The sequence below is a fragment of the Streptomyces sp. NPDC096339 genome, assembly GCF_044762985.1.
Taxonomy (GTDB): domain Bacteria; phylum Actinomycetota; class Actinomycetes; order Streptomycetales; family Streptomycetaceae; genus Streptomyces.
In genome coordinates, this window is the sequence record NZ_JBIWFI010000002.1 from 380,911 (window position 1) to 405,520 (window position 24,610).

The 24,610-nt window shown below is 72.0% G+C and carries 21 protein-coding genes and 1 tRNA gene; 5 read left to right on the top strand and 17 right to left on the bottom strand.

Annotated elements, in window-relative coordinates; translation table 11 throughout:
* Positions 1-5: 5 nt before the first annotated feature.
* Both ACIQ5Y_RS05115 and eno read right to left on the bottom strand, forming a co-directional pair.
* Positions 6-1,064: an aminotransferase class I/II-fold pyridoxal phosphate-dependent enzyme gene (locus ACIQ5Y_RS05115; protein WP_403875093.1), complete on the bottom strand. Its 1,059-nt coding sequence runs from the start codon at positions 1,062-1,064 to the stop codon at positions 6-8.
* 83 nt (positions 1,065-1,147) lie between these two features.
* Positions 1,148-2,431 (bottom strand): phosphopyruvate hydratase, encoded by a 1,284-nt coding sequence (gene eno / locus ACIQ5Y_RS05120; RefSeq protein ID WP_403875095.1) that lies wholly within the window; start codon positions 2,429-2,431, stop codon positions 1,148-1,150.
* A gap of 194 nt (positions 2,432-2,625) precedes the next feature.
* Here eno and clpX point away from each other — a divergent pair, with 194 nt between their 5' ends.
* On the top strand, positions 2,626-3,888 hold the full coding sequence (clpX, locus tag ACIQ5Y_RS05125; RefSeq protein WP_403875097.1) for an ATP-dependent Clp protease ATP-binding subunit ClpX: 1,263 nt from the start codon (positions 2,626-2,628) through the stop codon (positions 3,886-3,888).
* Positions 3,889-3,965: 77 nt separating this feature from the next.
* Here clpX and ACIQ5Y_RS05130 read toward each other — a convergent pair whose 3' ends face one another.
* From ACIQ5Y_RS05130 to asnB, 7 genes are read right to left on the bottom strand one after another with little or no spacing between them, the layout of a single operon-like run.
* On the bottom strand, positions 3,966-5,072 hold the full coding sequence (locus ACIQ5Y_RS05130) for a diiron oxygenase (RefSeq protein WP_403875098.1): 1,107 nt from the start codon (positions 5,070-5,072) through the stop codon (positions 3,966-3,968).
* A gap of 12 nt (positions 5,073-5,084) precedes the next feature.
* Positions 5,085-5,906, bottom strand: a complete 822-nt coding sequence (locus ACIQ5Y_RS05135) for an ABC transporter permease (protein WP_403875100.1) — start codon at positions 5,904-5,906, stop codon at positions 5,085-5,087.
* On the bottom strand, positions 5,903-6,973 hold the full coding sequence (locus ACIQ5Y_RS05140) for an ABC transporter ATP-binding protein (RefSeq protein ID WP_403875102.1): 1,071 nt from the start codon (positions 6,971-6,973) through the stop codon (positions 5,903-5,905). Before ACIQ5Y_RS05140 ends, ACIQ5Y_RS05135 begins: the two co-directional genes overlap by 4 nt.
* Positions 6,974-6,975: 2 nt before the next feature.
* The gene (locus ACIQ5Y_RS05145; protein WP_403875104.1) at positions 6,976-7,779 is read right to left on the bottom strand and encodes an ABC transporter permease; all 804 of its coding nucleotides are present in this window, start codon (positions 7,777-7,779) and stop codon (positions 6,976-6,978) included.
* Complete coding sequence (locus ACIQ5Y_RS05150; protein ID WP_403875106.1) at positions 7,776-8,060, bottom strand: PqqD family protein; 285 nt, start codon at positions 8,058-8,060, stop codon at positions 7,776-7,778. Before ACIQ5Y_RS05150 ends, ACIQ5Y_RS05145 begins: the two co-directional genes overlap by 4 nt.
* A complete protein-coding gene (locus ACIQ5Y_RS05155) occupies positions 8,060-8,845 on the bottom strand; it encodes a hypothetical protein (protein ID WP_403875108.1) in 786 nt (261 codons plus the stop codon). Before ACIQ5Y_RS05155 ends, ACIQ5Y_RS05150 begins: the two co-directional genes overlap by 1 nt.
* A gap of 59 nt (positions 8,846-8,904) precedes the next feature.
* Positions 8,905-11,121, bottom strand: a complete 2,217-nt coding sequence (asnB, locus tag ACIQ5Y_RS05160; RefSeq protein WP_403875110.1) for an asparagine synthase (glutamine-hydrolyzing) — start codon at positions 11,119-11,121, stop codon at positions 8,905-8,907.
* Between the two features lie 458 nt (positions 11,122-11,579).
* Here asnB and ACIQ5Y_RS05165 point away from each other — a divergent pair, with 458 nt between their 5' ends.
* Positions 11,580-13,451: a DUF4910 domain-containing protein gene (locus tag ACIQ5Y_RS05165; RefSeq protein WP_403875112.1), complete on the top strand. Its 1,872-nt coding sequence runs from the start codon at positions 11,580-11,582 to the stop codon at positions 13,449-13,451.
* A gap of 62 nt (positions 13,452-13,513) precedes the next feature.
* On the opposite strand, the gene ACIQ5Y_RS05170 is transcribed toward ACIQ5Y_RS05165, so the two are convergent.
* The 7 genes from ACIQ5Y_RS05170 to ACIQ5Y_RS05200 all read right to left on the bottom strand — a co-directional run bounded on the left by ACIQ5Y_RS05170 (position 13,514) and on the right by ACIQ5Y_RS05200 (position 21,105).
* Positions 13,514-14,953 (bottom strand): amidase, encoded by a 1,440-nt coding sequence (locus ACIQ5Y_RS05170; RefSeq protein ID WP_403875114.1) that lies wholly within the window; start codon positions 14,951-14,953, stop codon positions 13,514-13,516.
* Positions 14,946-15,140 (bottom strand): hypothetical protein, encoded by a 195-nt coding sequence (locus tag ACIQ5Y_RS05175; protein ID WP_403875116.1) that lies wholly within the window; start codon positions 15,138-15,140, stop codon positions 14,946-14,948. Before ACIQ5Y_RS05175 ends, ACIQ5Y_RS05170 begins: the two co-directional genes overlap by 8 nt.
* Positions 15,137-16,462: an LLM class flavin-dependent oxidoreductase gene (locus tag ACIQ5Y_RS05180; RefSeq protein ID WP_403875118.1), complete on the bottom strand. Its 1,326-nt coding sequence runs from the start codon at positions 16,460-16,462 to the stop codon at positions 15,137-15,139. Before ACIQ5Y_RS05180 ends, ACIQ5Y_RS05175 begins: the two co-directional genes overlap by 4 nt.
* On the bottom strand, positions 16,459-17,544 hold the full coding sequence (locus tag ACIQ5Y_RS05185; RefSeq protein WP_403875120.1) for an alkaline phosphatase family protein: 1,086 nt from the start codon (positions 17,542-17,544) through the stop codon (positions 16,459-16,461). Before ACIQ5Y_RS05185 ends, ACIQ5Y_RS05180 begins: the two co-directional genes overlap by 4 nt.
* Positions 17,541-19,526 (bottom strand): FAD/NAD(P)-binding protein, encoded by a 1,986-nt coding sequence (locus tag ACIQ5Y_RS05190; protein WP_403875122.1) that lies wholly within the window; start codon positions 19,524-19,526, stop codon positions 17,541-17,543. Before ACIQ5Y_RS05190 ends, ACIQ5Y_RS05185 begins: the two co-directional genes overlap by 4 nt.
* 11 nt (positions 19,527-19,537) lie before the next feature.
* Positions 19,538-20,749 carry a hypothetical protein gene (locus ACIQ5Y_RS05195; RefSeq protein ID WP_403875124.1) on the bottom strand — a complete coding sequence of 404 codons (1,212 nt, stop codon included), beginning with the start codon at positions 20,747-20,749 and terminating at the stop codon, positions 19,538-19,540.
* A 143-nt stretch (positions 20,750-20,892) separates the two neighbouring features.
* Entirely contained in the window at positions 20,893-21,105 is a 213-nt protein-coding gene (locus ACIQ5Y_RS05200) for a hypothetical protein (protein WP_403875126.1), read from the bottom strand.
* Between the two features lie 189 nt (positions 21,106-21,294).
* Between ACIQ5Y_RS05200 and ACIQ5Y_RS05205 the strand changes: the two genes are divergently transcribed.
* Together ACIQ5Y_RS05205 and ACIQ5Y_RS05210 are read left to right on the top strand one after the other, a co-directional pair.
* Positions 21,295-22,278: a nucleoside-diphosphate kinase gene (locus ACIQ5Y_RS05205; protein WP_403875128.1), complete on the top strand. Its 984-nt coding sequence runs from the start codon at positions 21,295-21,297 to the stop codon at positions 22,276-22,278.
* Positions 22,275-23,243, top strand: a complete 969-nt coding sequence (locus tag ACIQ5Y_RS05210; RefSeq protein WP_403875130.1) for a hypothetical protein — start codon at positions 22,275-22,277, stop codon at positions 23,241-23,243. The genes ACIQ5Y_RS05205 and ACIQ5Y_RS05210 overlap by 4 nt, the downstream gene beginning before the upstream one ends.
* Positions 23,244-23,415: 172 nt before the next feature.
* Here the strand turns inward: ACIQ5Y_RS05210 and ACIQ5Y_RS05215 are convergent.
* Positions 23,416-23,498 (bottom strand) — tRNA-Leu (locus ACIQ5Y_RS05215).
* A 293-nt stretch (positions 23,499-23,791) separates the two neighbouring features.
* Here ACIQ5Y_RS05215 and ACIQ5Y_RS05220 point away from each other — a divergent pair.
* A complete protein-coding gene (locus ACIQ5Y_RS05220) occupies positions 23,792-24,601 on the top strand; it encodes an FhaA domain-containing protein (RefSeq protein ID WP_403875132.1) in 810 nt (269 codons plus the stop codon).
* Positions 24,602-24,610: the final 9 nt, after the last annotated feature.

The following is a 24,610-nucleotide window of genomic DNA, read 5'->3' on the forward strand; positions in this document are numbered from 1 at the left end:
TCGGGTCATTCCGGGATGCTCAGCCGGCGTTCCAGCTCGGCCGTCCGCGACGGGTCGAGCGGCACGCTGACCCGGGCCGTGCGCGTCGGTTCCCCGGAGCGGGAGGACCACACCGGGTGGGCCTTCGCCTGGACTCCGCGTTCGCGGAGGTGGGCGACGGCCCCCTCGGGGTCCTCGGGCACCAGGACGTACGGCAGGTGGGACGCCGCCTCGGTCGCCGAGGCGAGGCCGGATGCGGACAGCAGCGCGCGGACCCGGGGGCGGACATCCGCGATCCGGGCGCGCAGCGGGCCCGTGACGTCACCGAGCTCCAGGACGCGGCGCCCCAGGCGCAGGGAGAGCGAGGAGGGCTGCAGGGGCGGTACCACCGCGCGGACCCGGGCCGTCAGGGCGGCGGAGGCGACCGCGTAGCCCAGCCGGACGCCACCGAGCCCGTACGCCTTGGACAAGCCGCGTACGACGACCAGACCGGCGACGGCGGGGGCCAGGTTGGCCGCGCTGTACTCCGGCGGGCAGTAGTTGGCGTTGGACTCGTCCACCAGCACCACCGCCCCGGCCCGTTCGGCGCGCGCGCACAGCTCCCGTACCGCTTCGAGGTCGTCGAAGCCGCCGCCGGACAGGGCGGGCCGTTCCAGCAGCAGGACCGAGGGCGGCCCGCCCTCGCCCTGCGGCAGGCAGCGGCCGCCCACCGAGCGCACCCAGTGCGGGAAGTCGGGGTAGACGTCGGTGACGACGTGGACGGTGCCGTTGCGGGCCAGTCCGGCGAGGCCGTGCAGCAGGGGTCCGACACCGGCCCCGCAGGTGACCGAGGCGTTCCAGCCCGGGCGACCGAAGTAGCGGGCGACGGTCTCGCCCAACAGCCCCTCGCCGTAGGGGTCCTTGACCAGGTAGTCCCCGACGTGGGGCAGTCCCCCGGCCGCCTCCTCGGCGAGTTCGGCGGCGACGAGGCCGCGGAGGTCCGCCTTGAGCAGGGGCTGCTCGTCCTGGGTCCAGGCCAGGTTGAGCAGACCGGCCTCGTCCGCCAGCGCGGACAGGTTCTCGTAGGAACCGATGGCCAGGGGCATGAGAGGTGAAGCCTTCCTCGGTTGGGACGGGACGGGGGCGGACGCGATGCGCGCCCGCCCCCGTTGGATGCCCGCCGCTGCGGTCAGTGCCTGACGCGCAGGACGGCGGCTCCCGGGTAGACGGCCTGGGAACCGAGCTCTTCCTCGATCCGGATCAGCTGGTTGTACTTGGCCGTCCGGTCCGAACGGGACAGCGAACCGGTCTTGATCTGGCCGCAGTTGGTGGCGACGGCCAGGTCCGCGATCGTGGTGTCCTCGGTCTCGCCGGAGCGGTGGGACATCACCACGGTGTAGCCGGCCTTGTGGGCGGTCTCGACCGTGGACAGGGTCTCGGTGAGCGTGCCGATCTGGTTGACCTTCACCAGGATCGAGTTGGCGTAGCCGCCGCTGATGCCCTCGCGCAGGCGCTTGACGTCGGTGCAGAAGACGTCGTCGCCGGTGAGCTGGATCTTGTCGCCCAGCAGGGCGGTCAGCTGCTTCCAGCCCTCGAAGTCGTCCTCGGCCATCGGGTCCTCGATGGAGGCGATGGGGTAGCGGGAGACCAGTTCGTCGAGGTACGCGATGTGCTCCTCGACCGAGCGCTTGACGCCCTCGCCCGCGTAGTCGTAGACGCCGTCCCGGAAGAACTCCGAGGTGGCCGGGTCCAGGACGAGGGATATGTCCTGGCCCGGCGTGTAGCCGGTCTCCTCGATCGCGCGGACGATGAACGCGAGCGCCTCGTCGGCGGAGCGGAGGTTGGGGGCGAAGCCGCCCTCGTCGCCGACCGCGGTGTTGTGGCCGGCGGCGGCCAGCGACTTGCGCAGGGTGTGGAAGACCTCGGAGCCCATCCGGACCGCTTCGGTGAAGTTCTGCGCGCCGACGGGCGCGATCATGAACTCCTGGAAGTCGATCGGATTGTCCGCGTGGGCACCGCCGTTGATGATGTTCATCATCGGGACCGGCAGCTGCCGGGCGGCCACACCGCCGACGTAGCGGTACAGGGGCAGCCGGTGGGCGGCGGCGGCCGCCTTCACGGTGGCCAGGGAGACGCCGAGGATGGCGTTGGCGCCGAACCGGCCCTTGTCCGGGGTCCCGTCGAGCTCGATCATGATCTGGTCGACGAGCGACTGGTTCTCCGCATCGACACCGCGCAGGGCTTCCGCGATCGGCCCGTTCACCGCGTCGACCGCCTTGCGCACCCCCTTGCCGTGGAATCGGCCCTGGTCGCCGTCGCGCAGTTCGACCGCCTCGCCGGCACCGGTGGAGGCGCCCGAAGGGACGGCCGCCCGGCCGAACGAACCGTCGGCGAGGTGCACGTCGACCTCGACGGTCGGATTGCCTCGGCTGTCGACGACCTCACGGCCGATGATGCTGGATACCGCAGTCATGTGACTCCTCGAATGCTTTGATCCCGTCATCCGCATACTGCCAGAGTGACAACCCGGACCGCGATGGTGTCGGATAGTCGGGAGCAGCAATCAGACGCCCGCGCCGGCTCATTCCGAAGCGCTTCGCGCCATTGCCGACGGCCCGATGACGGCGTCTTCCCCGTATCTTCCACATCCTGCGACGGAGCCTCGAAATGCCCGCCACCAGCACTCACAAAGCACCTCTGACCTGCGGTTTCTGCCAGCAGACTCAAGAAGCGACCGGACGCATGATCTCGGGTCCGGAAATACACATCTGCCACAGCTGCGTGGACCTGTGCGCCGAAGTCGTGGCCGAAGAGCGGAATGCGAAATCCCTTTCCGCGCTGGGCGGACTCCCCAAGCCACATGAGATACGGGCATTCCTGGACACATATGTCGTGGGACAGGACCGCGCGAAGCGTTCGCTTTCCGTGGCGGTCTACAACCACTACAAGCGGGTACGGTCCGCGGACGCGGCGGCGGACGACGGCGTGGAACTGTCGAAGTCGAACATCCTGCTGCTCGGACCCACCGGCTCCGGCAAGACGCTCCTGACCCAGTCCCTGGCCCGCATGCTCGACGTGCCCTTCGCCGTCGCCGACGCCACCGGACTGACCGAGGCCGGCTACGTCGGCGAGGACGTCGACGGCCTGCTGATGAAGCTGGTGCAGGCGGCCGACGGCGATCCCCGCAAAGCGGAGCGCGGCATCATCTACATCGACGAGATCGACAAGATCGCCCGCCGCGGCGACGGCGGAGCTGTCTCACGTGATGTGTCCGGTGAGGGAGTCCAGCAATCCCTCCTGAAGGTGCTCGAAGGCTCCGTCGTCACCCTCACCCCGGGCGGCGGCGGCACGGGGGCCCTCCAGGGCAGCCGCAGCCGCACCGCGCAGGAGGGCATCCAACTCGACACCACCGGCATCCTGTTCATCGTGGGCGGCGCGTTCGCCGGCCTGGAGCGGATCGTGGAGGCCCGTACGGGCGCCAAGGGCATCGGCTTCGCGGGCCGGGTGCGGTCCCGCCAGGAGAGCGTGTCCGAGGACCTCTTCGCGGACGTCACCCCGGAGGACCTGGTCAAGTTCGGCATGATCCCGGAGCTGATCGGCCGCCTCCCCATGATCACCTCGGTGGCCCCGCTGGACCGCGAGGCACTGCTGCGGATCCTGACCGAGCCGAAGAACTCCCTGGTGCGCCAGTACCGCAAGCTCTTCGAACTGGACGGTGTGGAGCTCGCCTTCGACGACGACGCGCTCGGCGCGGTGGCCGACCTGGCGATCGAACGGGGCACCGGCGCGCGCGGCCTGCGGGCCATCCTGGACGAGGCCCTCATCGCCGTCATGTACGACGTCCCCTCGATGGCGGGCGTCGTACGGGTGACCGTGACCCGGGAGACGGTGCTGACGGGCGCCGAACCCCGCTTCCGCCTCGCCTCCTGAGAACGCCCGAGGGGCGCAGCGGCCGTGAAGCCGCTGCGCCCCTCACCCGTGTCCGGGTCACGTCCGCCCCGCCGGTGTCAGTCGCGCAGCCCGTACCGGTGGAGCTCGTCCTGCGCCTCGGCGCCGTCGAAGGCACCGAGCTCGGTGAAGTAGCGCATGGTCTGCTGGGAGGTGGCGCGCGCGTGCGCGGCCACGACCCCGGGTGCGTAGACCTCCGAGACGACCTGGCGCACCTCGTCGCGCGTCAGCCCGTACCCGGCGAGCTCCCCGCGCAGGGCGGGCAGGTCCGGGCGCAGGAAGGCGTCCATCAGCCGGGGCACGAGGACCCCGGCCGCCCGCCTGCCGGCCGGGTCGAGGACGTCCCACAGGCGCCGCAGGAAGTGCGCGAAGTAGGCGTGGTGGCGGCCCTCGTCGATGGCGTGGTCGCGGATGGCGCCGCTGACCGCCGAGAACACCTCGGCGCTGTGCGGTACTTCGGCGAGGCTCGCGGAGATCAGTGTCTCGGAGACGATCACGAACAGCAGCTCCGCCAGCGGCCGCTGTCCGGCGGGCAGGGCCTCGGAGACCTCGTCCAGCCGCTGGAGGAAGAAGGGCCGGGCGGGCAGCCTGGGGGTGATGTCGGTGGTCCGGCGCACCTGGTCGGCGAGGTCCGCGGAGAACAGCGCGTGATAGGCCTCGTCGCAGTACATCTTGAAGGCGTCCAGGCGCATCGCCTCGGGCACGGGAACGCCCACCGAGCCGTGGGCGATGCCGAGGACGGTGCGGTTGACGACCAGGTACTCCAGCTTCGCCGTGAAGTCGAGGTAGCGGTAGAGGTGCTGGACGAGCACCTCGTCGTAGACCTGCCCGGGCAGCTCGGCGATCAGCGGGTGCCGCGCCACCGGTACCAGCTCCGGGGAGAAGTACCGGCGCTTGTCCTCGATCTCGGAGCTGTCGAGCATCCTCCTGGGGTTGCTGCGCACGCTCGCCCGCTCGTACCAGGTGCGGAAGGGACTGCGGTAGCCGCCGTCGTCCTCGGCCGGCGCCGCCGCTGCCTCGGGCTCCGGCTGCGGCTGCGGCTGCGGCTGCGGCTGCGGCTGCGGGGTCTCGGGCCCGGCCGCCGGGGCGGCCCCGTCCAGCAGCAGCTGTTTGGGGCAGAACGTCAGGGCCGTGCAGCCCACGAACATTCCAACGGTTCCGCACATGCCGGCCTCCTCTCAGAACAGGCGCAGCTGTCCGGTGCGCATGGCACGCCGTTCGCCTGCCTTGAGCAGTACGGCGGCCAGTGCGACCAGGGCCGCGGTCATGGCCAGGAGCCGGCCGAGGCGGGGCAGGAGGGCGGTCAGTTCCGCGCCCTCGATCAGCGCCGCCCGTACCAGGTCCAGGCTGATGGTCAGGGGGAACAGGCCGCCGATGGCCGCGGCGCCGACCGGGAGGGCGAAGGTGGGGACCTGCGCCCCCGACAGGAACCTCATCGGCTCGTCGAAGAGCGTGTGGAGGAACGCGGAGTCACGGGAGAAGATCAGCAGGCTGTTCAGGAACGCGCCCCAGGCGATGGCCGGGAGCATCAGGGCGAGGAAGACGACCGCCAGCATGGCCGGGTGGGCCAGGTGCACGGCGTCGGTGGCTCCCAGCATGGCGACCGCGAAGCACACGAACAGCCACGCGTTCTGCAGGAGGGCTCCGATGCCGTTGGCCACGACCAGCGCGAGCCGGTTGGCGGGCGTCAGGAAGAGCAGTTCCAGCGTCCCGGTCTGCCGCTCGAAGGAGAAGTGCCACGCGGACTGGACCAGGGCGTAGAAGCAGGAGAAGGCGAGTGCCCCGGTGGCCAGGAAGGCCAGCAGCTCGGCCGGGTCCGCCACGCCCCGCCATCCGGAACCCGTTCCGGCGAAGGCCACCGGCAGGACGGTGTAGTAGGTGGTGGACAGCTGGAGCAGCGGCCAGAGCAGCATGGAGAAGAACACCAGCTTGCTGCCGCTCATCCGGCGGTGCTGCTTGAGGGCCTCGGCGCGCAGGATCCTCAGGACGTGGCCGTTCATACCGCCGCCGCCTCCTTCTCGGGCTCGGTGGCGGACCTGGCCGCGGGCCCCGCCGCCGGCTCCGACTCCGGCCGCGTGCCGGCGCCCGCCGGACGGCTCAGGCGCATCACGGCGTCCTCCAGGGAGGGGTCCTTGACGCTCAGGCCGAGGACCGAACCCCCCGCTCCCACCACGGCCGTGACCAGGGACCCGGCGATGTCCTCGGGGTGGCTCACGGCGAAGCGCACGCAGTCGGGCTCCACCGCCTCCTCGCGGAGCTCGGCGCCACGGGCGGCGGCGAACTCCCGTACCGCGGTGACGACGTCCGGTCCGGGCCCGGGGACGGTCACCTCGACCGCGTGGTGGCAGCCGGTCTGGGCGGTCAGCTCCGCCGGGCTGCCCTCGGCCAGGTGGGTGCCCTCGGCGATCACGTAGACGTGACCGCACAGCTCCTCGACCTCGGCGAGGTAGTGGGAGGTCAGCAGCACGCCCTTGCCGTCGTCCGCCAGGGAGCGGACCACGGCCCGCAGATCGCGGGCGATGGGCGCGTCCAGTCCGAGCGTGGGCTCGTCGAGCAGCAGGTAGTCGGGGTCGTTGATCAGGCCCCGGGCGATGGCCAGGCGCTGGGTCATGCCCCGCGAGTACCGCTCGACGGGGGTGTGCGCGGCGTCGGTGAGACCGACCAGATCGAGGAGGTGGGTGATCCGCTCGCGCAGGACCTGGCGCGGCACGTCGTAGAGCTGCCCGAAGTAGTGCAGGTTCTCGTGGCCGGTCATCCGTGCGTAGACCATGCGCTCGCCGCCCGCGATCAGGTTGATCCGGGAGCGGACCTCGCGGGGGCGGGCGACCAGGTCGACTCCGTCGACGGTGGCGCGACCGCCGTCGGGGCGCAGCAGCGTCGACAGCATCTTGATGGTGGTGGTCTTCCCGGCCCCGTTGAGGCCGAGCAGACCGGTGACCCTGCCCCGGGGGATGTTCAGGGTCAGGCCGTCGACGGCGGTCTTGACCCGGCGCGGGCCGAACATCCTCTCCCGGGTGGAGAAGGTCTTGGTCAGCTCGTACGTGCGGATGCCTTCGTTCTCGCTCACGTTCAGAAGGTCCTTTCCATGACCGAGCGTTCGGCGCGGGGCAGCAGCAGGAACCCGGCCACGATGTAGAGCGCGCTGACGGCGAGACAGACCGCGCTGCGGCCCGCCACGTCGGCGAGGCTGAAGCCCTCGCCGAGCGCCGCGCGCAGGACGTCCATGGCCGAGGTGACCGGGAAGGCCTCCGCGAACCACTGGACGGCGGTGGGCAGGTACTGCGTGGGGAAGGTGAATCCGCACACCAGGAAGAGCACGAGGAACAGGGTGTTCTGCGAGACGTGTGCCTCCCCCGCGCGCAGCATCACCACGTTCAGGGCGAGGGAGAGACCGAAGGCCGCGGCCGTGAACAGCACGGTGGCCAGCAGCAGGCCGAGCGGGTCGACGGCGGGGAATCCGACGCCGAGCAGGGCGGCGATCAGCGTGAGGCTCGCGACCTCCAGCAGGGTGCTGGTGAAGGCGAACAGCACGAACCCGGTCAGGTACGGGACGCGCCCCGCGGGGGCCACGAGGAGCGAGATGATCGTGCCCTCGCGCTCCTCCGTGATCATCGCCTTGGCCGTCCACAGCAGCATGCGCAGCGTGAAGGCGGAGGCGATCGCTCCGATGGCCACGTACCCGAGGTAGTCGCCGGTGCCGGTGCGGCTGCCGAAGAGGGGGTCGACCCGGCCGCCCGCCACCTCGTGGAACATCAGGTAGGCCACGGCGATGACGATGGCGCCCTGCATCACGGTCGCCGTGAAGTACGTCCACGGGTAGGCGCGGCGCGTGGTGGTCCACTGCCGTGCGAAGGTCGCGGTGACGGTCCTCATGAGCCGGCCTCCACGACGCCGTGGTCGATCAGGCTCGCGATGAACTCGGCGGCGTCGGCGACGGCGTCGTCCACCGGGATCGCGTACTCCGCGGCCAGTCCCTCGCCGATGGCACGGACGGTGGAACGGCCGTCGATCTTGCGGAAGATCGACTCGGCGGTCTCGTCGAGCTCCAGCGCCCGGTCCTCGACGGCGATGTAGAGCTTGCCGCGGTACTTGCGCGTCCGCGCGGCCATGTCCACGCGCGGGACGCTCTCGTCGGTCAGTACGTGATCGGCCATCAGCTGATCTCCACGTCCAGGGCCAGCTCACGGCACCGGTGGATCACCGAGGTGACCCAGGCGCCGGGATCGGCGGGCTTGAAGTCGCGCATCGTCTCCGTGGCCCAGTACTCCTCGTAGGACAACTCGACGGGCTGCGCCTCGCGGAAGCGCCGCGCCCGCCACTTGGGCGTGCGCGAGCCGTAGGCCCCGCGGCTCTCCAGGAGCGCGTCGACGGTGTGGCCGTACGCCTTCCGGGCGGAGAGCACGGCGCTGTCGTCGTCCGCGGCGCCGAGCTGGCCCAGCGCGTCCTCGACGGCCTCGTCGGCGGCGGCCAGCGAGCGGCTGATGACGAAGGCGCGGAAGGCGGAGTCCTCCAGGGCCTGGCGGCGGCCCCGCACCCAGCCGGCGCCGCTGAGGGTGACGCAGGTGGTCAGGCGCTCCAGGAAGAGCTCCTCCGCGTCGATCAGGACCTTGGCGGTGGTCGTCCCGGCTTCGAACTGCTCCCAGGTGACCTTCGCCATCATCTGGTCGACCTGGGAGTCCATCCAGTACTTCACCTCCCACCGCTTGCCGTTCACGTGGAACGCGGCGGCGGGGATGGTGCCCGGGACCAGCGGCACCGGGACGGTGCGGGCGCTCGCGCCCTGCCAGGGGCCGCGGGTGACCACGTTGAAGTCGTAGTCGCTGGTCTCGTTGGCCCAGCCGCGCGCCATCGAGCCCACGCACAGGACGGCGAGGTGGTCGGCGGGGAGCAGGCCCTTGTCTTGGAGGGTTTCGAGGCAGTCGTGCAGTGGGGCCTTCACGTGAAGTCCTTCCCAGGGTCCGAGGACGAGGGTCGATTCCCGGCGGGCGAGCCGGCCGGTCATGCGCTCATCGGGGCTGCGTGCGTCCGGTCCCGGGCCGTCAGCAGCCCCAGTTCCAGGGACTCGGCCACCAGCGGGGCGACGGCGGCGGCTTCGATGTCGAGATCGGCCAGCACCTCGGCCAGGGGCCGCTTGCCGTCGAGGCCGCGCAGCAGGCGCACCCAGTCGGGGTCCTCGTCCGCGTCCAGGACGTACTCGGTGGTGCCGTCGACGAGGAGGTACCACTGGGCGGGCTCGGCCGGGTCGCACAGCAGCAGGACGCTCTCGTCGAGGGCGAGCACCCCGGACGGGTCGAGCTCGGCGCGGGGCACCACCTGCTCCTCGACGAGCTCGCGTTCGGCGTCCCAGTCGGCGACGGGTACCCGAAGGGCCACGGGGGCGGCCGCGGAGTCGATGTGCGGGGCGGGGCGCTCCAGGGTCATCTGCTCCAGCAGCCCCAGGTTGACCACCCGCAGCAGGAGTTCGACGTGGCCGCGGGACGGGTCCCGCTGCAGGGTGCGCAGGTAGCCGCGGACCCGGTCGGCGTCGAGGTGGTGGCGGGCGCCGGGGCCGCTCAGGGCCTCCTCGACGAGACGGTCGCCGTCCTGCGAGAGCATCCGCACGAAGGCGCGGAAGGTGTGGGCCTCGCCCGGTCCGTAGAAGAAGGGCCCCTTGGGGCGCTGCGCGAACTCGGGCGGCAGGACGCCCGCCATGGAGCGGCGCAGGATCTGCTTGTCCCAGACCAGGGAGGGACGCAGCCGCTCGGGCACGGCCGCCACGAGCTCGACGAGCCGGTGGTCGAGGAAGGGCACGCGGGCCTCGATGCCGCTGCCGGCCGCGGTGCGGTCCTCGTGCCAGCAGTTGTACTGCTGCACGTCGCGGTACTTCCAGCGGAAGTGCGCGGCGTAGGGGTCGGTGGAGGGGCCGCCCGCTGCCTCGCGCAGGTAGCGGTCGCTGACCAGGGAGCCGCCGGGGCGGTTCCACCACGCCGCGAGGTCCGGGCGCAGCGCGGCGTCGCGGGCCGCGCCCATGGCGCCGACGTTGGCGAGGAAGTCGTTCCAGTCGCCGCCGCGGGCCACGGAGCGGGTGTAGCCGCCGTTGAACTCGTCGGCGCCGCCGCCCAGCAGCATGGCCTTGATGGAGGGCACCGTGTCCGCGACGTAGCGGTACATCTCGTACTTGTAGAAGCTCTCCGGGCCGGCGAGGGGGGTCTCCAGCAGCCACAGGTGTCGCTTCCACTCCTCGACCGTCGGCGTGTGGGAGGCGTGGAAGAGGACCTGGTCGTTGGCCAGGCCCAGGTGGGCCGCGATGCGGTGCGCGGACTCGGCGTCCCCGTTGCCCAGGGTGCTGCCGTTGAGCGCGGTGAAGGTGTGGGGCTTGATGCCGGCGAGCGCGGCGACGGCGGCGGAGTCGATGCCGCCGCTGAGGAACAGCCCGATCTCGGTGTCGGCCATCTGGCATTCGGCGACGCTCTCGGCGAGGTAGCGGCCGTAGTCGGCGACCAGCTCGGCCTCCGAGGCGGTCGAGGTGCCGTCGTAGGTGGGGAAGTCCCAGTAGCGGTGGGTGGCCACGGAGCCGCCGCGCAGGTCGACGGTGACGACGGAGGCGGCCGGGACGAGCTCGATGCCCTGGAACCAGGCGTGGGCCGGGCTGTCGTCCGTGACCGGCGCCAGCGAGACCATCTGGTCGGTGAGGGCGGCGTCCCAGTCGAGCTCCCGGGGGGTGGCCCGGTCCTCGAACAGCGCCTTGATCTCCGAGCCGAAGACGATGCGCTCGCGGTTGAGGTGGTAGAAGAGCGGCTTGATGCCGAACCGGTCCCGGGCCATGATCAGGCGGCCGCGGTCGCGGTCCCACAGGACCAGCGAGAACATGCCCCGGACGTTGTCGAGGAAGTTCAGGCCGTCGCGCCGGTAGAGGTGCAGCAGGACCTCGCAGTCCGACCCGGTGCGCATCCTGGTGCCCGCCGGCAGGCCGGCCGCCAGCTCCCGGTGGTTGTACACCTCGCCGTTGGCGATCAGTACGAGCGACCCGTCGTCGGTGGACAGGGGCTGGGCGCCGTTCTCCGGAGCGACCAGGGACAGGCGTACGAAGCCGAGACCGACGGGCCCCGACCTCAGGAAGGTCTCGTCGTCGGGGCCGCGGTGGGCGACCGCCCTCGTCATCCGCCGCAGCAGGGCATCCGCTTCTTCGCCGACGTGCTGTCCGTCGACGCGCGCAATTCCGGACAGGCCGCACATAACAACTACCTCGATCTCGGGTACCGGACTGGTGCTTCACGTACGCGTGCCGCGCCCGGCGGACCGGGCGCGGCACGATGCATTACGAGATCCGCCATCAGACGAGGATCTTGAGGAGCGTGTCAGAGGCGATGCCCTTGGCAGCCGGCTTGTTGTACTTGCGCATTTCGATTCACATCCTTTCGGTGAGGGGAATTCGGTTTCCGAACTCCCGCCGTTCTCGACACCCAGAACATAACCGCAGCCCGCCATGGACGGTCAACCTCCACCCGAGACAAACAAGCCCGCCAGAGGGATAGCGGGACAACATCTCCGCAGGTCAGAGTGGCACCACAGGGAAATACGGCAGGTTTTTGACAGGCAATTCAGAGCCGACGACATGAGACAGAGAAGCGGTTTTCGGCAATGACTAGAGTGGGCGCACACATGACGATCGACCCACCCGAGGGAGTGTTTCGTTGACCTCCGCACTAATTTCCCGCCTGATCAGCACCACAGACGTCGAACAGGTCATGGCGGACGTGAAGGAAATCAGTTCTTTCGACCGCTACCAGGCCTCGCTCGGACTGGAGGCCGCCGCCGCGTCCGTGGCCGCCTCGGCCGAGGCCGCGGGCCTGCGGGACGTGGGCGTACAGCGGTTCCCCGCGGACGGCGAACCACAGTGGTGGACCTTCCGCTCACCCGTCGCGTGGACCCCGCTGACCGCACGGCTCACCGTGTCCGCCGGCCCCCACGGCTCCGCCGAGGTGCTCCACGTCGACCACGCGCGCCGGCCGTTCGCCGTGGCCACGTACTCCGCGCCCACCCCCGCCGCCGGCCTGACCGCTCCGCTCGTACGGGTCCGGGGCGACGGGCCACCACCCGCCGCGGGCCTGCGCGGCGCGGTCGCCGTCGTCGACGCCGCCGCCATGGCCCGGGGGGCACTGACCGGTGAACTGGCCGCCGCCGGGGCCCTCGGCTTCGTCACGGACGCGCCCTGGAAGGGGGACGCCGCCGCCCCGCACCGCGGCAGGATCGAACTCGCTCCGCACAGCCCGCTGTTCGCCTTCAGCCTGACCCCGCCCGAGTTCGCGGCGGCCGCCGCCGCGGCCGAGCGCGGCGGGACGGCACGCGCCGAGGTCCACGTGGACCGCGGCTCCGCGATGCCGGTGGTCAGCGGCGTACTGCCCGGCGACGAGGACGTCGAGGAGATCTGGCTGACCGCCCATCTGTGCCATCCCAGGCCCGGTTCCAACGACAACGCCTCCGGGGTGGCGGCGCTGCTGGGGGCGGCCCGCACGCTCGCACGACTGCGGAAGGCGGACGCCGCGTACGGCACGCGCCGGCCCGTCCGGTTCTTCTGGGGACCGGAGTTCACCGGCACCGCGGCGGTGCTCCACGGCCACACGGACGGCCGGGGCCGACTGCCCGCCGCCCTGATCAACCTCGACATGGTGGGCGAGGACCAGGCCCTGTGCCGCTCCCCGTTCGTCGTGGAACGCCCCGCCGAGACGACCCCGTCCCTGCTCGCGCCGGTGGCCGAGCACGTGGTCGCGGAGGTGTTCCGCGCGACCGCGGCGCACCCCGGGACCTGGCATCCTTCGCCGTTCCTCGGCTTCTCCGACCACGCGCTGTACGCCGACCCGTCGGTGGACCGGCCCGCCGTCCAGTTCTGCCACCCCGAGGACCGCTTCAACCACGCCGCCGGGGACACCCCCGACAAGGTCTCGCCCGTGGAGATGCTGCGCTCCACCACGGCCGGCGCCGCCCTCGCCCAGTTGCTCGCCTCCGATGCCCCGGGCCGCCGGGAGCTGGAGCGGCTCGTGGACCACTGGTGCGTGCGCGAGGAAGCCGCGGCGGCCGCCCACCCGGATGCCGGGAGCCCCTGGGGGCAGGGTCTGCGCGCCCACGTCCGGACCCGGGGCGAGGCGCTGAGGGATCTGGCCGCGCGCGGCGAGGGGGGCACCGCGCGCGGCGGCCCCACCGGGCCCGCGGCGGCGCCGGCCCGACGACCGGAGCCGGCCGGACCGGCGCTGACCCGGCGCTGGGACGGCCCGCTGAACCTGCGGGCGATGGCGGAGCGGCTCCCGCACGGGTCCCGGGCACGCCTCGCCTCGGCCGTCGCGCGGGACAAGCAGCAGCTGTCGGTGCTGTTCAACCTGGCCATCAGGGCGGACGGGCGGCGCGACCGGGACGGCCTCGTGGCGGAGACCTCGTACGGGCTGCGACGGCAGCTGGACGGCGAGGCGACCGGCGAACTGCTGGACGCACTGGTCGAGTCGGGCTGGCTCAGCGAGGGCGACGGGGACGGGGACGGCGACAGCAGCGACAGCAGCGACAGCAAGCACTGAAAACGCGACGGCGCCCGGCACCCGTCACGAGGACGGGCACCGGGCGCCGTACGGAAACCCCTTCAGCAGCCGGGCGGGCGGACCAGCGGGTGCCCCGTGGACCGCTCCACGACGGCCCCGGCCCGCAGCACGGTCTCCTCGTCGAAGAACCGGCCCACGATCTGCAACCCGAGGGGCAGACCGCCCCCGGACAGCCCCGTGGGCAGGGCCAGTGCCGGGTGACCGGTCACGTTGAACGGCACCGTCTGCATGGCGGTGAGCTCCCGGGCAGGCGGCCAGTCCTCGGGGAAGGCGTCCAGCCGCGGTGCGGGCGCCAGCCCCGTCGCCGTCACCAGCAGGTCGTACCGTCCGAAGACCTCGCGCTGGAGCGTGTCCGCGAGCTCCTGGCGCAGCCGGTACGCCTGGACCAGGTCGGCGGCACCGAGCCCGGCCGCCGCCGCGATCCGCTGGAAGGTGAAGCGCGCGAACGCGGCGGGCCTGCGCCGCAGTTCCTTCTCGTGCACCGCGAACGCCTCCGCGGCCATGATCACGCGCCCGCACGCGTTGAACCGCGCGTACGGCGGCAGGCCGACCTCGGTGACGCTCGCCCCGTCCTCCCGCAGCGCGTCCAGGGCCCGTGCGATCCCGGCCGACACCTCCGGCGAGGTCACCGGGTCGTCGGCGAACCAGCCCGGGGCGTAGGCGATGCGCAGCCCGCGCACCCCCGCCCCCAGCCCCCGCGCGTAATCGGGCACGGCCACCTCGGCGCTGCCCGGGTCACACGGATCGTGCCCCGCGAGCACGTTCAGGGCCAGCGCCGCGTCCTCCACCGTCCAGGCCAGCGGGCCGATGTGGTCGAGCGCGTACGACAGGGGGAAGGCCCCGCGCCGCGACACCAGCCCGTACGTGGGCTTGAGGCCGACCGTCCCGCACAGGCACGCGGGACCCCGTACCGAGCCGCTGGTGTCGGAGCCGACCGCCACCCGCACCAGGCCCGCCGCGACGGCCGCGCCGGCCCCCGAGGAGGAGGCCCCGGTGAAGTGGTCGGTGTGCCACGGGTTGCGGGCCGGGGGGAAGGGCAGTTCGGTGCTCGGGCCGCCGAGCGCGAACTCGTGCGTCGCGAGCTTGCCCAGCAGGACGCCGCCGCCCTCGCGCAGCCGTGCCTCGGCCTCGGAGTCCTCCCGGGGCACATGGTCCACCATGAGCCGGGAGTGGCTGGTGGTACGGATGTCCTTGGTGTCGAAGATGTCCTTCAGGGCGTACGGGATGCCGTGCATCGGCCCCCGGTCGAAACCCGCCGCCAGCTCCCGGTCGGCGCGCTCCGCGTCCCTGCGGGCCCGGTCCGCGGTGACCGTCACGAAGGAATCGATCCGCGGGTCGATCTCCGCGATCCGCTCCAGCAGGTGGTCGGTCAGCTCGACGGAGCTCAGCTCCCCGCCGCGCAGCAGCCGGCCGGCCTCGGCCACGGACAGTTCGTGCGGCGCGGTGGCAGTCACGCCCGTCGTGGGCGCCCTCTCAGCCATGGTGCCCCCCGTGCCACTCGGACACCCGGTACACGGCGGACGGCTCACTGCCGACCGGGCGCTCCTCGTCGCGCAACAGCTCGGTCATCGCCATCAGTTCACGGAACGCCGCCTCCGTACCCGTGTACCACGCGGGCGGCACCGACACCCCCGCCCGCGCCATCACACGGTCGAACTCCCCGCTCACCGGCCCGGCCTGGCGAGCTGCAGGTGATCGCGCAGGGTCGTGCCCTCGTACTCCTCGCGGAACAGTCCGCGGCGCTGCAGCTCGGGCACCACGAGGTCCACGAAGTCGTCCAGGCCGTCGGGCAGTTGCGGCGGCATGATCATGAAGCCGTCGACCGCCCCGCTCTCGAACCAGGCGGCGAGCTCGTCCGCCACCGACTCGGCGGTGCCCACGGGCTGCCAGTGACCGCGCGACCCCGCCACCCGGCGGTAGAGCTCGCGGATCGACAGGCCCTCGTCCTCGGCCATCTTCACCAGCAGGTCGCGACGGCCCTTGCCGGCGTTGGAGGGCGGCAGCGGCGGCAGCGGTCCGTCCAGGTCGAAACCGCTGAGGTCCACCCCGCCCAGCTCGCTGCCGAGCAGGGAGAGACCGACCCGGGGATCGATCAGGTCCTGGAGCGCCGCGAACTTGTCCTCGGCCTCGGACCGCGTCCGCCCGATGAACGGGAAGACCCCGGTGAGGACCTGTACGTCGTGGGCCTCCCGGCCCGCCCGAACGGCACGGGCCCGGACGTCAGCGGTGAACGCGTGCGCGGCGGCCATGGAGTGCTGGGCGGTGAAGACCACGTCGGCGGTGGCCGCCGCGAGGTTGCGCCCCGGCTCCGAGGAGCCGGCCTGGAGCGTCACGGGGTGCCCCTGGGGCGAGCGGGGCATGTTGAGGGGGCCCCGTACGGTGAAGTGCTCCCCGCTGTGGTGCAGCGGACGCACCCCCTCGGGGTCGAAGAACCGCCCCGACTCCTTGGACGGGCTGAAGGCCGCGTCGTCCCAGGTGTCCCAGAGCCCCTTGACGACCTCGGCGAACTCGGTGGCCCGCGCGTAGCGCGCCCCGTGCTCGGGCTGCTCCGAGAAGCCGAAGTTCAACGCCTCGTGCGGGTTCTGACCGGTGACCAGGTTCCAGCCCGCACGGCCGTTGCTCAAGTGGTCGAGCGAGGCGATCATCCGGGCCGAGTGGTACGGCTGGTTGTAGGTGGAGGAGACGGTGGCGGTCAGCCCGATGCGCTCGGTGACCACCGCCAGCGCGCCCAGCAGGGTGAGCGGCTCGAACTGGGCGACGTAACGGATCGCCGTACGGCTCAGGGCCTCCATGTCGTCGCCGCGGATCGCCGCGCTGTCCGGCAGGAAGAGCAGGTCGAACTTTCCGCGTTCGGCCGTGCGGGCCAGCTCCGCGTAGTGCGCGAAGTTCACCCCGGCGTCGACCGGGACGTCCGGGTGCCGCCAGGCCGAGACGTGGTAGCCGGTCGGGTACAGGAAGGCCCCGATCCGCATGTGCGGGCGTACGTTCATCGCATCCGTCCTTCGAAACCCCAGGTCGACAAGGGCGTGTGGAGCTCGGCGGGCGAGGCCGAGCCGTGGTCGTGGGTGTAGTGCGGGTCGGTGAGGAACCGTTCGCCGCCCGCGACGAGGCTGAGCTCCCCCGCCCGGGCACGGGCCAGGGAGCCGGCGGGCAGCAACTCGTCGGTGGGGGTCACCGCGATGTCCGCCGGCAGTTCCCGGCGCAGTACGGCCGCCAGGCGCGCGAGGGGCACCGGACCTCGGGACGCCGGGTAGAGCCAGCGCACCCGGCCCGCGCCGCCCATCGCGAAGCCGTGCTCGCGGCCCAGGCCGTCGAGGAGCGCCGCCAGCGCCGGGTCGTGCCGGGTGGCGGTCAGACCGTGGTCGGAGTGGGCGACCACGGTCGTCCCCGCCGCCGCGAAGTCCGCCGCCATCTCGCCGATGCAGGTCAGCACCTCGGAGACGTGGTCGTCGTAGCCGTGGTGGTGGACGTGCCGGTCCAGTTCGACGTAGCACCACAGCAGACAGGGCCCCGCGCCCCCGTACGCGGCGAGGGTCCGGGACACCGCGCCGCGCAGCCGCTCGGCGGTGAGCCGGGCGGAGGGCGGCCGGTAGGGGCCGTCGCCGCGCGTGTAGAACCGGTGGCCGGTGACGGGCCGCGCACCGCGCACCAGCGCGTCGCGCCAGGCTCCCGGATATGCCTCCAGGTCCCCCAGCACGGCGAGCGGACGCAGGCCCGCCCCGCGCGCGTCGTCGAAGATGTTGCCCGTCACGGGGGTCAGCCCGGGCCCCGCGTACCGCATGACGTCGATCAGCGGCGGCCGGCCGGCGCACCGCCCCGGCGCGGCGGCCCCGGGGTCGGTGAAGACCACACCCGGGACGCCGTGCTCGGCCACGGTCCGGCCGGTCAGGCTGGAGAGCCAGCCCGCCGACGAGGTGGTCGGCAGCACCGTAGTCAGCCGCAAGGTCCGCGCCTGCGGCCAGTGCGCCAGCGCGTGCCGGTGCCCGAGGCCGTCGATGCCGAGGACCACCACGTGCCGGGCCGCCGGGGCGGCCAGCAGCGAGGCCAGCAGCGGGCGGAACTCGGTGCTCATCGCTCCCCCCGGCCACCCGCGCCGACCGGTCGGGCCAGTCGTCCCACGGCCCCCTCCGCCCAGGCCACCGCGACCGCGAGGACCGAGCTGTCGGAGCAGGGCCGGGCCGCGCTCTGCTGGAACACCCGCACCCCCTCGGCGGGCGCTCCGAGGAAGGTCAGGGCCGGTTCGGCCACGCCGTCGCCGGTCAGCGGGTGGAACCGGTCGTCCAGGTCGAGACCGCCGGGCACGAAGTCCTCCTGCCCGTCGGGCGCCGGGTTGCGCCACTGCCGTACGAGCCCCTCCGCGAGCAGCGACCGGTACAGCGGCAGCACGTCGCGGTGCGGGTCGAAGGGGTGCACACGGCCCTCCACCACGGCGGCGGCCGTGCGCACCGCCCCCGTACGGCCACCGGTGACCCGGAAACCGCCGTCGGGCAGCGGCCCGACCTCGGGGCCGGGGCCGACGGTGAGGTCGAGCAGCCCCGCGTCGAGGAGGGCCATGAGCTTGCGCATGGGCTCCAGGCCGGCCCCGTTGGAGAGCCGGTTGTAGTGGCGCAGGTGCACGCGCAGGAAGCGGCGGTGGGAGGCGGCGGTCAGCCCGCCGTGGTCGACGGCCTCGGCGAACACCGCGCGCAGATCCCGCCAGACCCCGTCACAGGCGGCCTTGAGCGGATTGCGCAGATTGCCCTCCCGGCAGCCGGCCAGGTCCTCGCGCAGGTACGCGGCGACCCGGCGCCCCCAGTCGGCTCCGTCGTCCCCGCCACGGGCGCAGGCGCCGGGCAGCGGATCGTGCACGGCCCGCCAGTCGAATCCGGGCTCGTCCCCCTCGAAGGCCGCGATCAGGGCGTCGGCGGCCTGCTCGCCCCAACCGATGACCCCCTTCAGGAAGTCCCGGTACACGGGAGCGGCGTCGGCCCGCCGGGCATCGGCTGCGGCCGGCCCGTGCAGCGTGCGGTGGTGGACGTACGCCATCTCCAGCAGGACCAGCGGGAACAGGTGCAGGTCGAAGTCGAGCTGGCGGCGGTACCCCGGACGGGGCCGGACCCCGAAGCGCTCGCGCAGCGTCCGCACCGCCCTGGCCGTGAAGTACACGCCCGTGTGCTCCAGCCGGTCCGGATCCGCCGTCTTCTCGTTCAGCGGCCGACCCGACACCGGGACCCCACTGGGGCTGACGGCGATCACACGGGACGGCTCACGGCCCGACGGCACGTACCGCAGCCCGTGCACGGCGGCCGAGGCGTCGGGCTCGAAACGCCCGCCGCGGCCCTCGGTGAGGTGGAGCAGGACGTCGATGGCGGTCAGACCCAACCCGAGCACCACCGCCGGCTCCCCCGGCGGAACCTCCCGCTCGGTCAGCCTCACGGAGAGCGGATAGGGGTACGCCACATGACCGGGAGCCCCCCACAACGCTTCCCCGGGGTCGCCCGGGGACGGGGTGTTGTGGGAGTGCCCGGTGACGAACAGCACCTCGTCGGCCGTCAGTTCCGCACCACCGGGACGGTCGGTGATGAGGAAACGGCGGCCGTCGGGGGCCCTGCGCACGCCCGTGACCTCGCTCTCCCGCACCTCCACGGTCACCTGCGGCAGCGCGGCCAGGCGCCGCGTGTAGCGGGTGAACATCTCGCGCAGGGCGGTCCCGTGCACGTACCGGCGGGGCACGTCGGTCGGCAGCAGGTCGAGGTCGTCGTCCCCGGTCCGGGCCAGCCGCTGCGCACACCATTCGAGGAGGGTGGGCCGCAGCTCACGGGGCAGCAGGGTCACGGGGGGCCGGTGGGACTCGTCGGGGGCGAAGGCGATCTGCCCGGCCACCCGGTTGAGGTAGCCGGTGCGCGCCTGGGCGTCGCTGTGCACCTCACCGGCGCCCGCCCGCCCGCCGCGCTCGTACACGACGATGTGGAGGGGGACGGGCAGCGCGGTGTGCGGCAGCAGCGCCGCCAGATGCGCCACGGCGTAGGTGCACATCGGGCCACCGCCGACGATGGCCAGGCATCGCTGGGTCAAGACGGCCCCGGTCAGCTCTGGCCGGCGGCCGGCGGCTGGGCGCCGCTGAGCATCTTCTGGAAGCGGCGCAGCAGCGGGAACGGCACGGTGCGCTCCACGTGGAAGCCGAGCTGCTCGTTGTAGGTGTACTCGACCGGGTCCTTGAGGCTCAGCTGCGACAGACCGCGGGCCACCTGCTCCAGGTAACCGGGGAACTGCGACTGCATCGCGTAGACCACGCTGTAGTAGAGGTTGCGGCCCAGCGAGAAGCAGGGGTAGCGGGCGTCGTAGTTCTCCAGGGAGAACTTCGGGAAGCAGCCGTCGATGATCCGCTTGGGGCACAGCCACAGCGGCAGGACCAGCGTGGTCTCGCCGATCTGGCGGGCGGGGAACGCGGCGGGCTTGAGGCCGGTGGTCACGCGGTACAGGTTCTCGGTGACGATGTCCTCGAGGTTCACACCCGTGGCGATGTAGGTGGTGCCGATGTCGCGGGCCGCCTTGGAGAGCGCCAGGCGGATCAGCAGGGTGCCCAGGAACTCGAAGTCGTCACCCTGGAACTCGCGCTCGAAACGGTCGATGAGGTCGACGGAGTCGGCCGGGATCCCGAGGAGCTCCTTGACGTCCTCCGCGTCGATGACGGTCAGCTCCAGACCGTACTTCTCGCAGAGCGCCTGGGCGCGCGGGACGCCGGCGTCCCAGTCGGGGATGCCCTTGAGGATGACCGGGTGGACCTTGATGTCGTGGTCCGCGAGTTGGCTCAGGCCGTAGAGCAGGGCGTTGCTGTCGCCACCGCCGCTGACGCCCACCACCAGGTCGGCGCCGGCCGGGACGTGCTCGCGGATCGTGTCGCCGACGCGGTCGGCGATGATCTCCCGGCACTCCTGCGGGCTGAGCTTCTTGAGGAAGGACTCGGCGGTCCCGCTCTCGTTGTCGAGGCGCTGGTAGATGTACTCGGTCGCCTCCTCGCCCGGGTGGTCGCTCTCGATCGTCTTGAAATTGTCGATGAAGAAATTGAACGGATTAACGTTCCGGTTGAAATACAGCAGGATCTCGTCGGCGTCCTCGAATTCACCGAGGGTGCGGTCGAGGGACGGCGAGAGCCGCGGCTGTCCGCCACCGGCCGGCACGACATAAGCCGCGACGGCGGACCACGGAACATTGTGGCGGCCGAGAATGTCGATGAGGCGCTCGTCGTCGCCCCCGGTCAGCGGCTGCCGGCCGTGCGAGGTGACGACAGAAACCACGGGAAGCTTACGGGGTGAAGTTGCGGTCTCCATGACCATTCCTATCCGGCATCAAATGAACGGGGGTGGGTACGACGGTGCGAGCAGCGGGGCGGGCCGCCCCTCAGGGTGTGAATCAACGGCCCGCCCAACCGGCTGGGGTCTTACTGAGCGCCGGTCTCGCAGCTGGCACCGGTGATGACCTCGAGGCCGTGCTTCGAGGCGGGAACGAAGGAACCGTTGGCGCGGAACGCCTCCAGCTCACGGACGCCCATGGCGGCGGTCTCGGTCTGGACGCCCGCCGGGATGAGCTCGACGAGCTCGTTCTTCAGGTTGAAGTTGTCGCTCTGCACCGCGGTGGAAACAGCCTGACGCATGTCGGCCACTCCTTTTCTCGGAAACACTGCGGGAATTTCCCACAGCCCGGACAGTAGGCGGCGCCCGTCCGGGACCTCAAGAAAATGTCTCGGGTGGGGAGTTGACCGCACCCGGCGAATCTGTCTCATGTGATCGAGGCCCCGCCGGACCCGCTGCTAAAATCCCGCGACATTCTTTGGAACCTATTGATGTGGGGGGATCCCATCAGTACGCAAGACTGGTCCGCGCTCACCCGGATCCCGGCGAAACGGGACTTCTACGCGCGCGAGACGTACTTCCGCGAAGGCCTCGACGACATCGGCCGGGCCTTCGGCGACCACCGGCACACCGCGGCGGGACTGCGCACTTCCGCCCTGCTCATGCTCAAGCCGGACGGACTCGCCGCCGGCAAGCTCCGGCCCGTCCTCGACTACCTGGACGCGCAGGGCTTCCGCGTCGTGGCCGCCCGGACCCTGCACTTCACGCGCTACCACTGGCGGGAACTGTGGCGCTACCAGCTCACCTCGGCCACCCTGGACCGGCTCGCCGTCAACGACTGCCTGCTGCTGGCCGGCCCGGCCCTGACCCTGATGCTCGCGGACACCGGCACGCACGAACTGCCCGCGACGGTACGGCTCTCCCAGCTCAAGGGATCCGCGACGCTGGAGGCACAGAAACCGGGCACCCTGCGCAGCCTCCTCGGCCAGCCCAACCGCGTCCTCAGCTACATCCACGTCGCGGACGAGCCCGCCGACCTCGTACGCGAACTCGGCCTGCTCTTCGAGCCCGCCGAGCGGCGGGAACTGATCGACGGGCTCGTCCGCGGCGAACTGTCCCCGGCCCACCGGGACGTGCTCGACGAGGCCCTCGCCCTCTACCCGCCGCCGGGCCGGCGGCTGTCGGCGCAGGACGCCGTGGAGCGCGTCACGCGCGGCGTGCGGGAAACCCCGGGCACCGGCCCGGACGAGGTCCGGGCCCGGGCGGGCCTGCTGGACCGGCTGGCCGCCATGGAACGCGGCGAGCGCGTCGAGTGGCTGCCTTTCCTCCACGACCTGGAAACCCTGGGCATCCGCCCCGACCGCTGGGACCTGGCCGTCCTGGGCACCAGTTTCATCGTGTACGACGAACCCGGACAGCCCAAGGTGCTGGTCAATCCGGATCCCGAGACCTGGAAGGCGGCATCCGCCCGATGACCTCCACCGGCAGCAACCCCTTCGACCGCATGCCGTCCGACACCGGCTGGCACGCCCTGACGGACTCGGCCACCAAGCGCGAACTGCTCTCACAGGACCTGTACTTCCGCGAGTGCTGGGCCGACGTCACCGACGCCTTCGGCCCCGACGCGCACGACGCCCTGGCCCCCCTGGCCCTGCTGAGCTTCAAGTGCGACGGCATCGCGGGCCGGCGGGCGGGCGCGACCCTGGACTTCCTGGCCGGCAACGGCTTCACCGTCCTCGCCACCGCCGGCATCCGCCACAACCGGCACTCCATGCGCGAGCTGTGGCGCTACAACTGGCACGTCTACACGACCGACCGCCTCGAACTGATGACGCTGATGCACGGCGCCGGCGACTCCCTGATGCTGATCGTCCGCGACGACCGCTACGACGGGATCATCCCGGCGGCCGTCCGGCTGGCCGACCTCAAGGGATCCGCGGACCCGGCCAAGCGCGGCCCGGAGCACCTGCGCACGGTCCTCGCCCCGCCGAACCAGATCATCAACTTCGTGCACGTCGCCGACGAGCCGGCCGACATCGTCCGCGAGACGGGCATCTTCCTCGACCGCCCGGGCCGCCTGCGGCTGCTGGAGGACGTCGTCACCGCCCTGAAGAACGACGGGCACGGCGGCCGGGCCGCGGCCGAGGAGCGACTCGCCTCCCTGGAAGCCGCCTGCCCCGCCTCCGACTTCGACCTGGACGCCGCCTTCGACCGGCTCGGGAACGCCAAACTGGCATCCCCCGCCGCCCTGTCCACGCTCCGTACGGCGGCCGCCGGGGGCACCCCGCTCACCTGGGACGAACTCACCGCCCTGGTGGCCCCGCAGACCGGCGGCTGGGACTTCGTACGGGTCGCCACCGCCGTCCTGTCCGCCGACCGGCCGGGCGGCCCCGACCTGCTGCCCCCGAGCTCGGCCGACGCCTGGCGCGCCCGAGCCTGACCTCCCGCCCCGCCGGCCCCCGCCCGCCCCCGCGGGCCGGGGCCGGCGGAATGGGACGCGCGTCACACCCGTACACCCGCCGCAGCCGCGCACCGGAAACGGCACGACGAACAACGGCACACAAAGCGAAACGGCCGCCACCGCTTTCGCGATGACGACCGTTTCGTCGAAGTGGGCGAGGGGGGATTTGAACCCCCACGTCCCGAAGGACACTGGCACCTGAAGCCAGCGCGTCTGCCGTTCCGCCACTCGCCCGAGCAGCGTCCCAGTGGTTCTTCCCTTTCGGGCCGTTCCCCTGGCGACGTCGAAACATTAGCACGTCGGACGGGGTGGATTCACATCGCTTTCCCCGGACCCCCGCACCCCGCCGTGGACAGCCCCTCCCGCACTCCGCTCCCAGTGCGGGACACTGTCCTCGGGCCGCCCCTACGATCCCTTGTGAGGACCAACACTCGTCCGCACAGGACCGATGGGGAACCAGCCGAATCCGCCACGCGTGGATACGATCAGTAAGCAGTACAGGGCGACAACGACGGAGGAGGTGCCCCATGGGAGTCCTGAAGCGGTTCGAGCAGCGACTCGAAGGTCTGGTGAACGGCACCTTCGCCAAGGTCTTCAAGTCCGAGGTCCAGCCCGTGGAGATCGCCGGCGCCCTCCAGCGCGAGTGCGACAACAACGCCACGATCTGGAACCGCGAGCGGACCGTCGTCCCCAACGACTTCATCGTCGAACTGAGCGCCGGCGACTACGACCGCCTGAGCCCCTACTCCGGGCAGCTCGGCGACGAGCTCGCGGGCCTCGTCCGCGACTACGCCAAGCAGCAGCGCTACAGCTTCATGGGCCCCATCAAGGTCCACCTGGAGAAGGCCGACGACCTCGACACCGGCCTGTACCGGGTGCGCAGCCGCACCCTCGCCTCCAGCACCTCCCAGCCGCAGCCCGAGGCCCCCCAGGGCCGACAGGGCGGCTACGGCTACCCCCCGGTCAGCGCCCCGCCGATGCCCGCAGGACCGCCCCCGGGCGCCCCGCGCCGGCCGGCCGGCGGCGGACCGGCCCCCGCACCCGCCACGGGAACCCCGCGGCGCCACTGGATCGAGATCAACGGCACCCGCCACCAGATCTCGCGCCCCACGCTCGTACTCGGCCGAAGCACCGAAGCCGACGTGCGGATCGACGACCCCGGCGTATCCCGCCGGCACTGTGAGATCCGGACCGGAACGCCCTCGACGATCCAGGATCTCGGGTCCACCAACGGCATCGTGGTGGACGGGCAGCACACCACCCGCGCTACGCTCCGCGACGGCTCGCGGATCGTCGTGGGCAGCACCACCATCATTTACCGGCAAGCCGAAGGGTGAAGCGGGGGC

Coding starts and splice junctions, on each gene's coding strand:
- ACIQ5Y_RS05210 (WP_403875130.1), top strand. CDS start 22,275: ATGACCTCCACCGGCAGCAACCCCTTCGACCGCATGCCGTCCGACACC.
- ACIQ5Y_RS05170 (WP_403875114.1), bottom strand. CDS start 14,953: ATGGCTGAGAGGGCGCCCACGACGGGCGTGACTGCCACCGCGCCGCAC.
- ACIQ5Y_RS05220 (WP_403875132.1), top strand. CDS start 23,792: ATGGGAGTCCTGAAGCGGTTCGAGCAGCGACTCGAAGGTCTGGTGAAC.
- ACIQ5Y_RS05130 (WP_403875098.1), bottom strand. CDS start 5,072: ATGTGCGGAACCGTTGGAATGTTCGTGGGCTGCACGGCCCTGACGTTC.
- ACIQ5Y_RS05145 (WP_403875104.1), bottom strand. CDS start 7,779: ATGAGGACCGTCACCGCGACCTTCGCACGGCAGTGGACCACCACGCGC.
- ACIQ5Y_RS05205 (WP_403875128.1), top strand. CDS start 21,295: ATGTGGGGGGATCCCATCAGTACGCAAGACTGGTCCGCGCTCACCCGG.
- eno (WP_403875095.1), bottom strand. CDS start 2,431: ATGACTGCGGTATCCAGCATCATCGGCCGTGAGGTCGTCGACAGCCGA.
- ACIQ5Y_RS05180 (WP_403875118.1), bottom strand. CDS start 16,462: ATGAACGTACGCCCGCACATGCGGATCGGGGCCTTCCTGTACCCGACC.
- ACIQ5Y_RS05185 (WP_403875120.1), bottom strand. CDS start 17,544: ATGAGCACCGAGTTCCGCCCGCTGCTGGCCTCGCTGCTGGCCGCCCCG.
- clpX (WP_403875097.1), top strand. CDS start 2,626: ATGCCCGCCACCAGCACTCACAAAGCACCTCTGACCTGCGGTTTCTGC.
- asnB (WP_403875110.1), bottom strand. CDS start 11,121: ATGTGCGGCCTGTCCGGAATTGCGCGCGTCGACGGACAGCACGTCGGC.
- ACIQ5Y_RS05150 (WP_403875106.1), bottom strand. CDS start 8,060: ATGGCCGATCACGTACTGACCGACGAGAGCGTCCCGCGCGTGGACATG.
- ACIQ5Y_RS05200 (WP_403875126.1), bottom strand. CDS start 21,105: ATGCGTCAGGCTGTTTCCACCGCGGTGCAGAGCGACAACTTCAACCTG.
- ACIQ5Y_RS05115 (WP_403875093.1), bottom strand. CDS start 1,064: ATGCCCCTGGCCATCGGTTCCTACGAGAACCTGTCCGCGCTGGCGGAC.
- ACIQ5Y_RS05135 (WP_403875100.1), bottom strand. CDS start 5,906: ATGAACGGCCACGTCCTGAGGATCCTGCGCGCCGAGGCCCTCAAGCAG.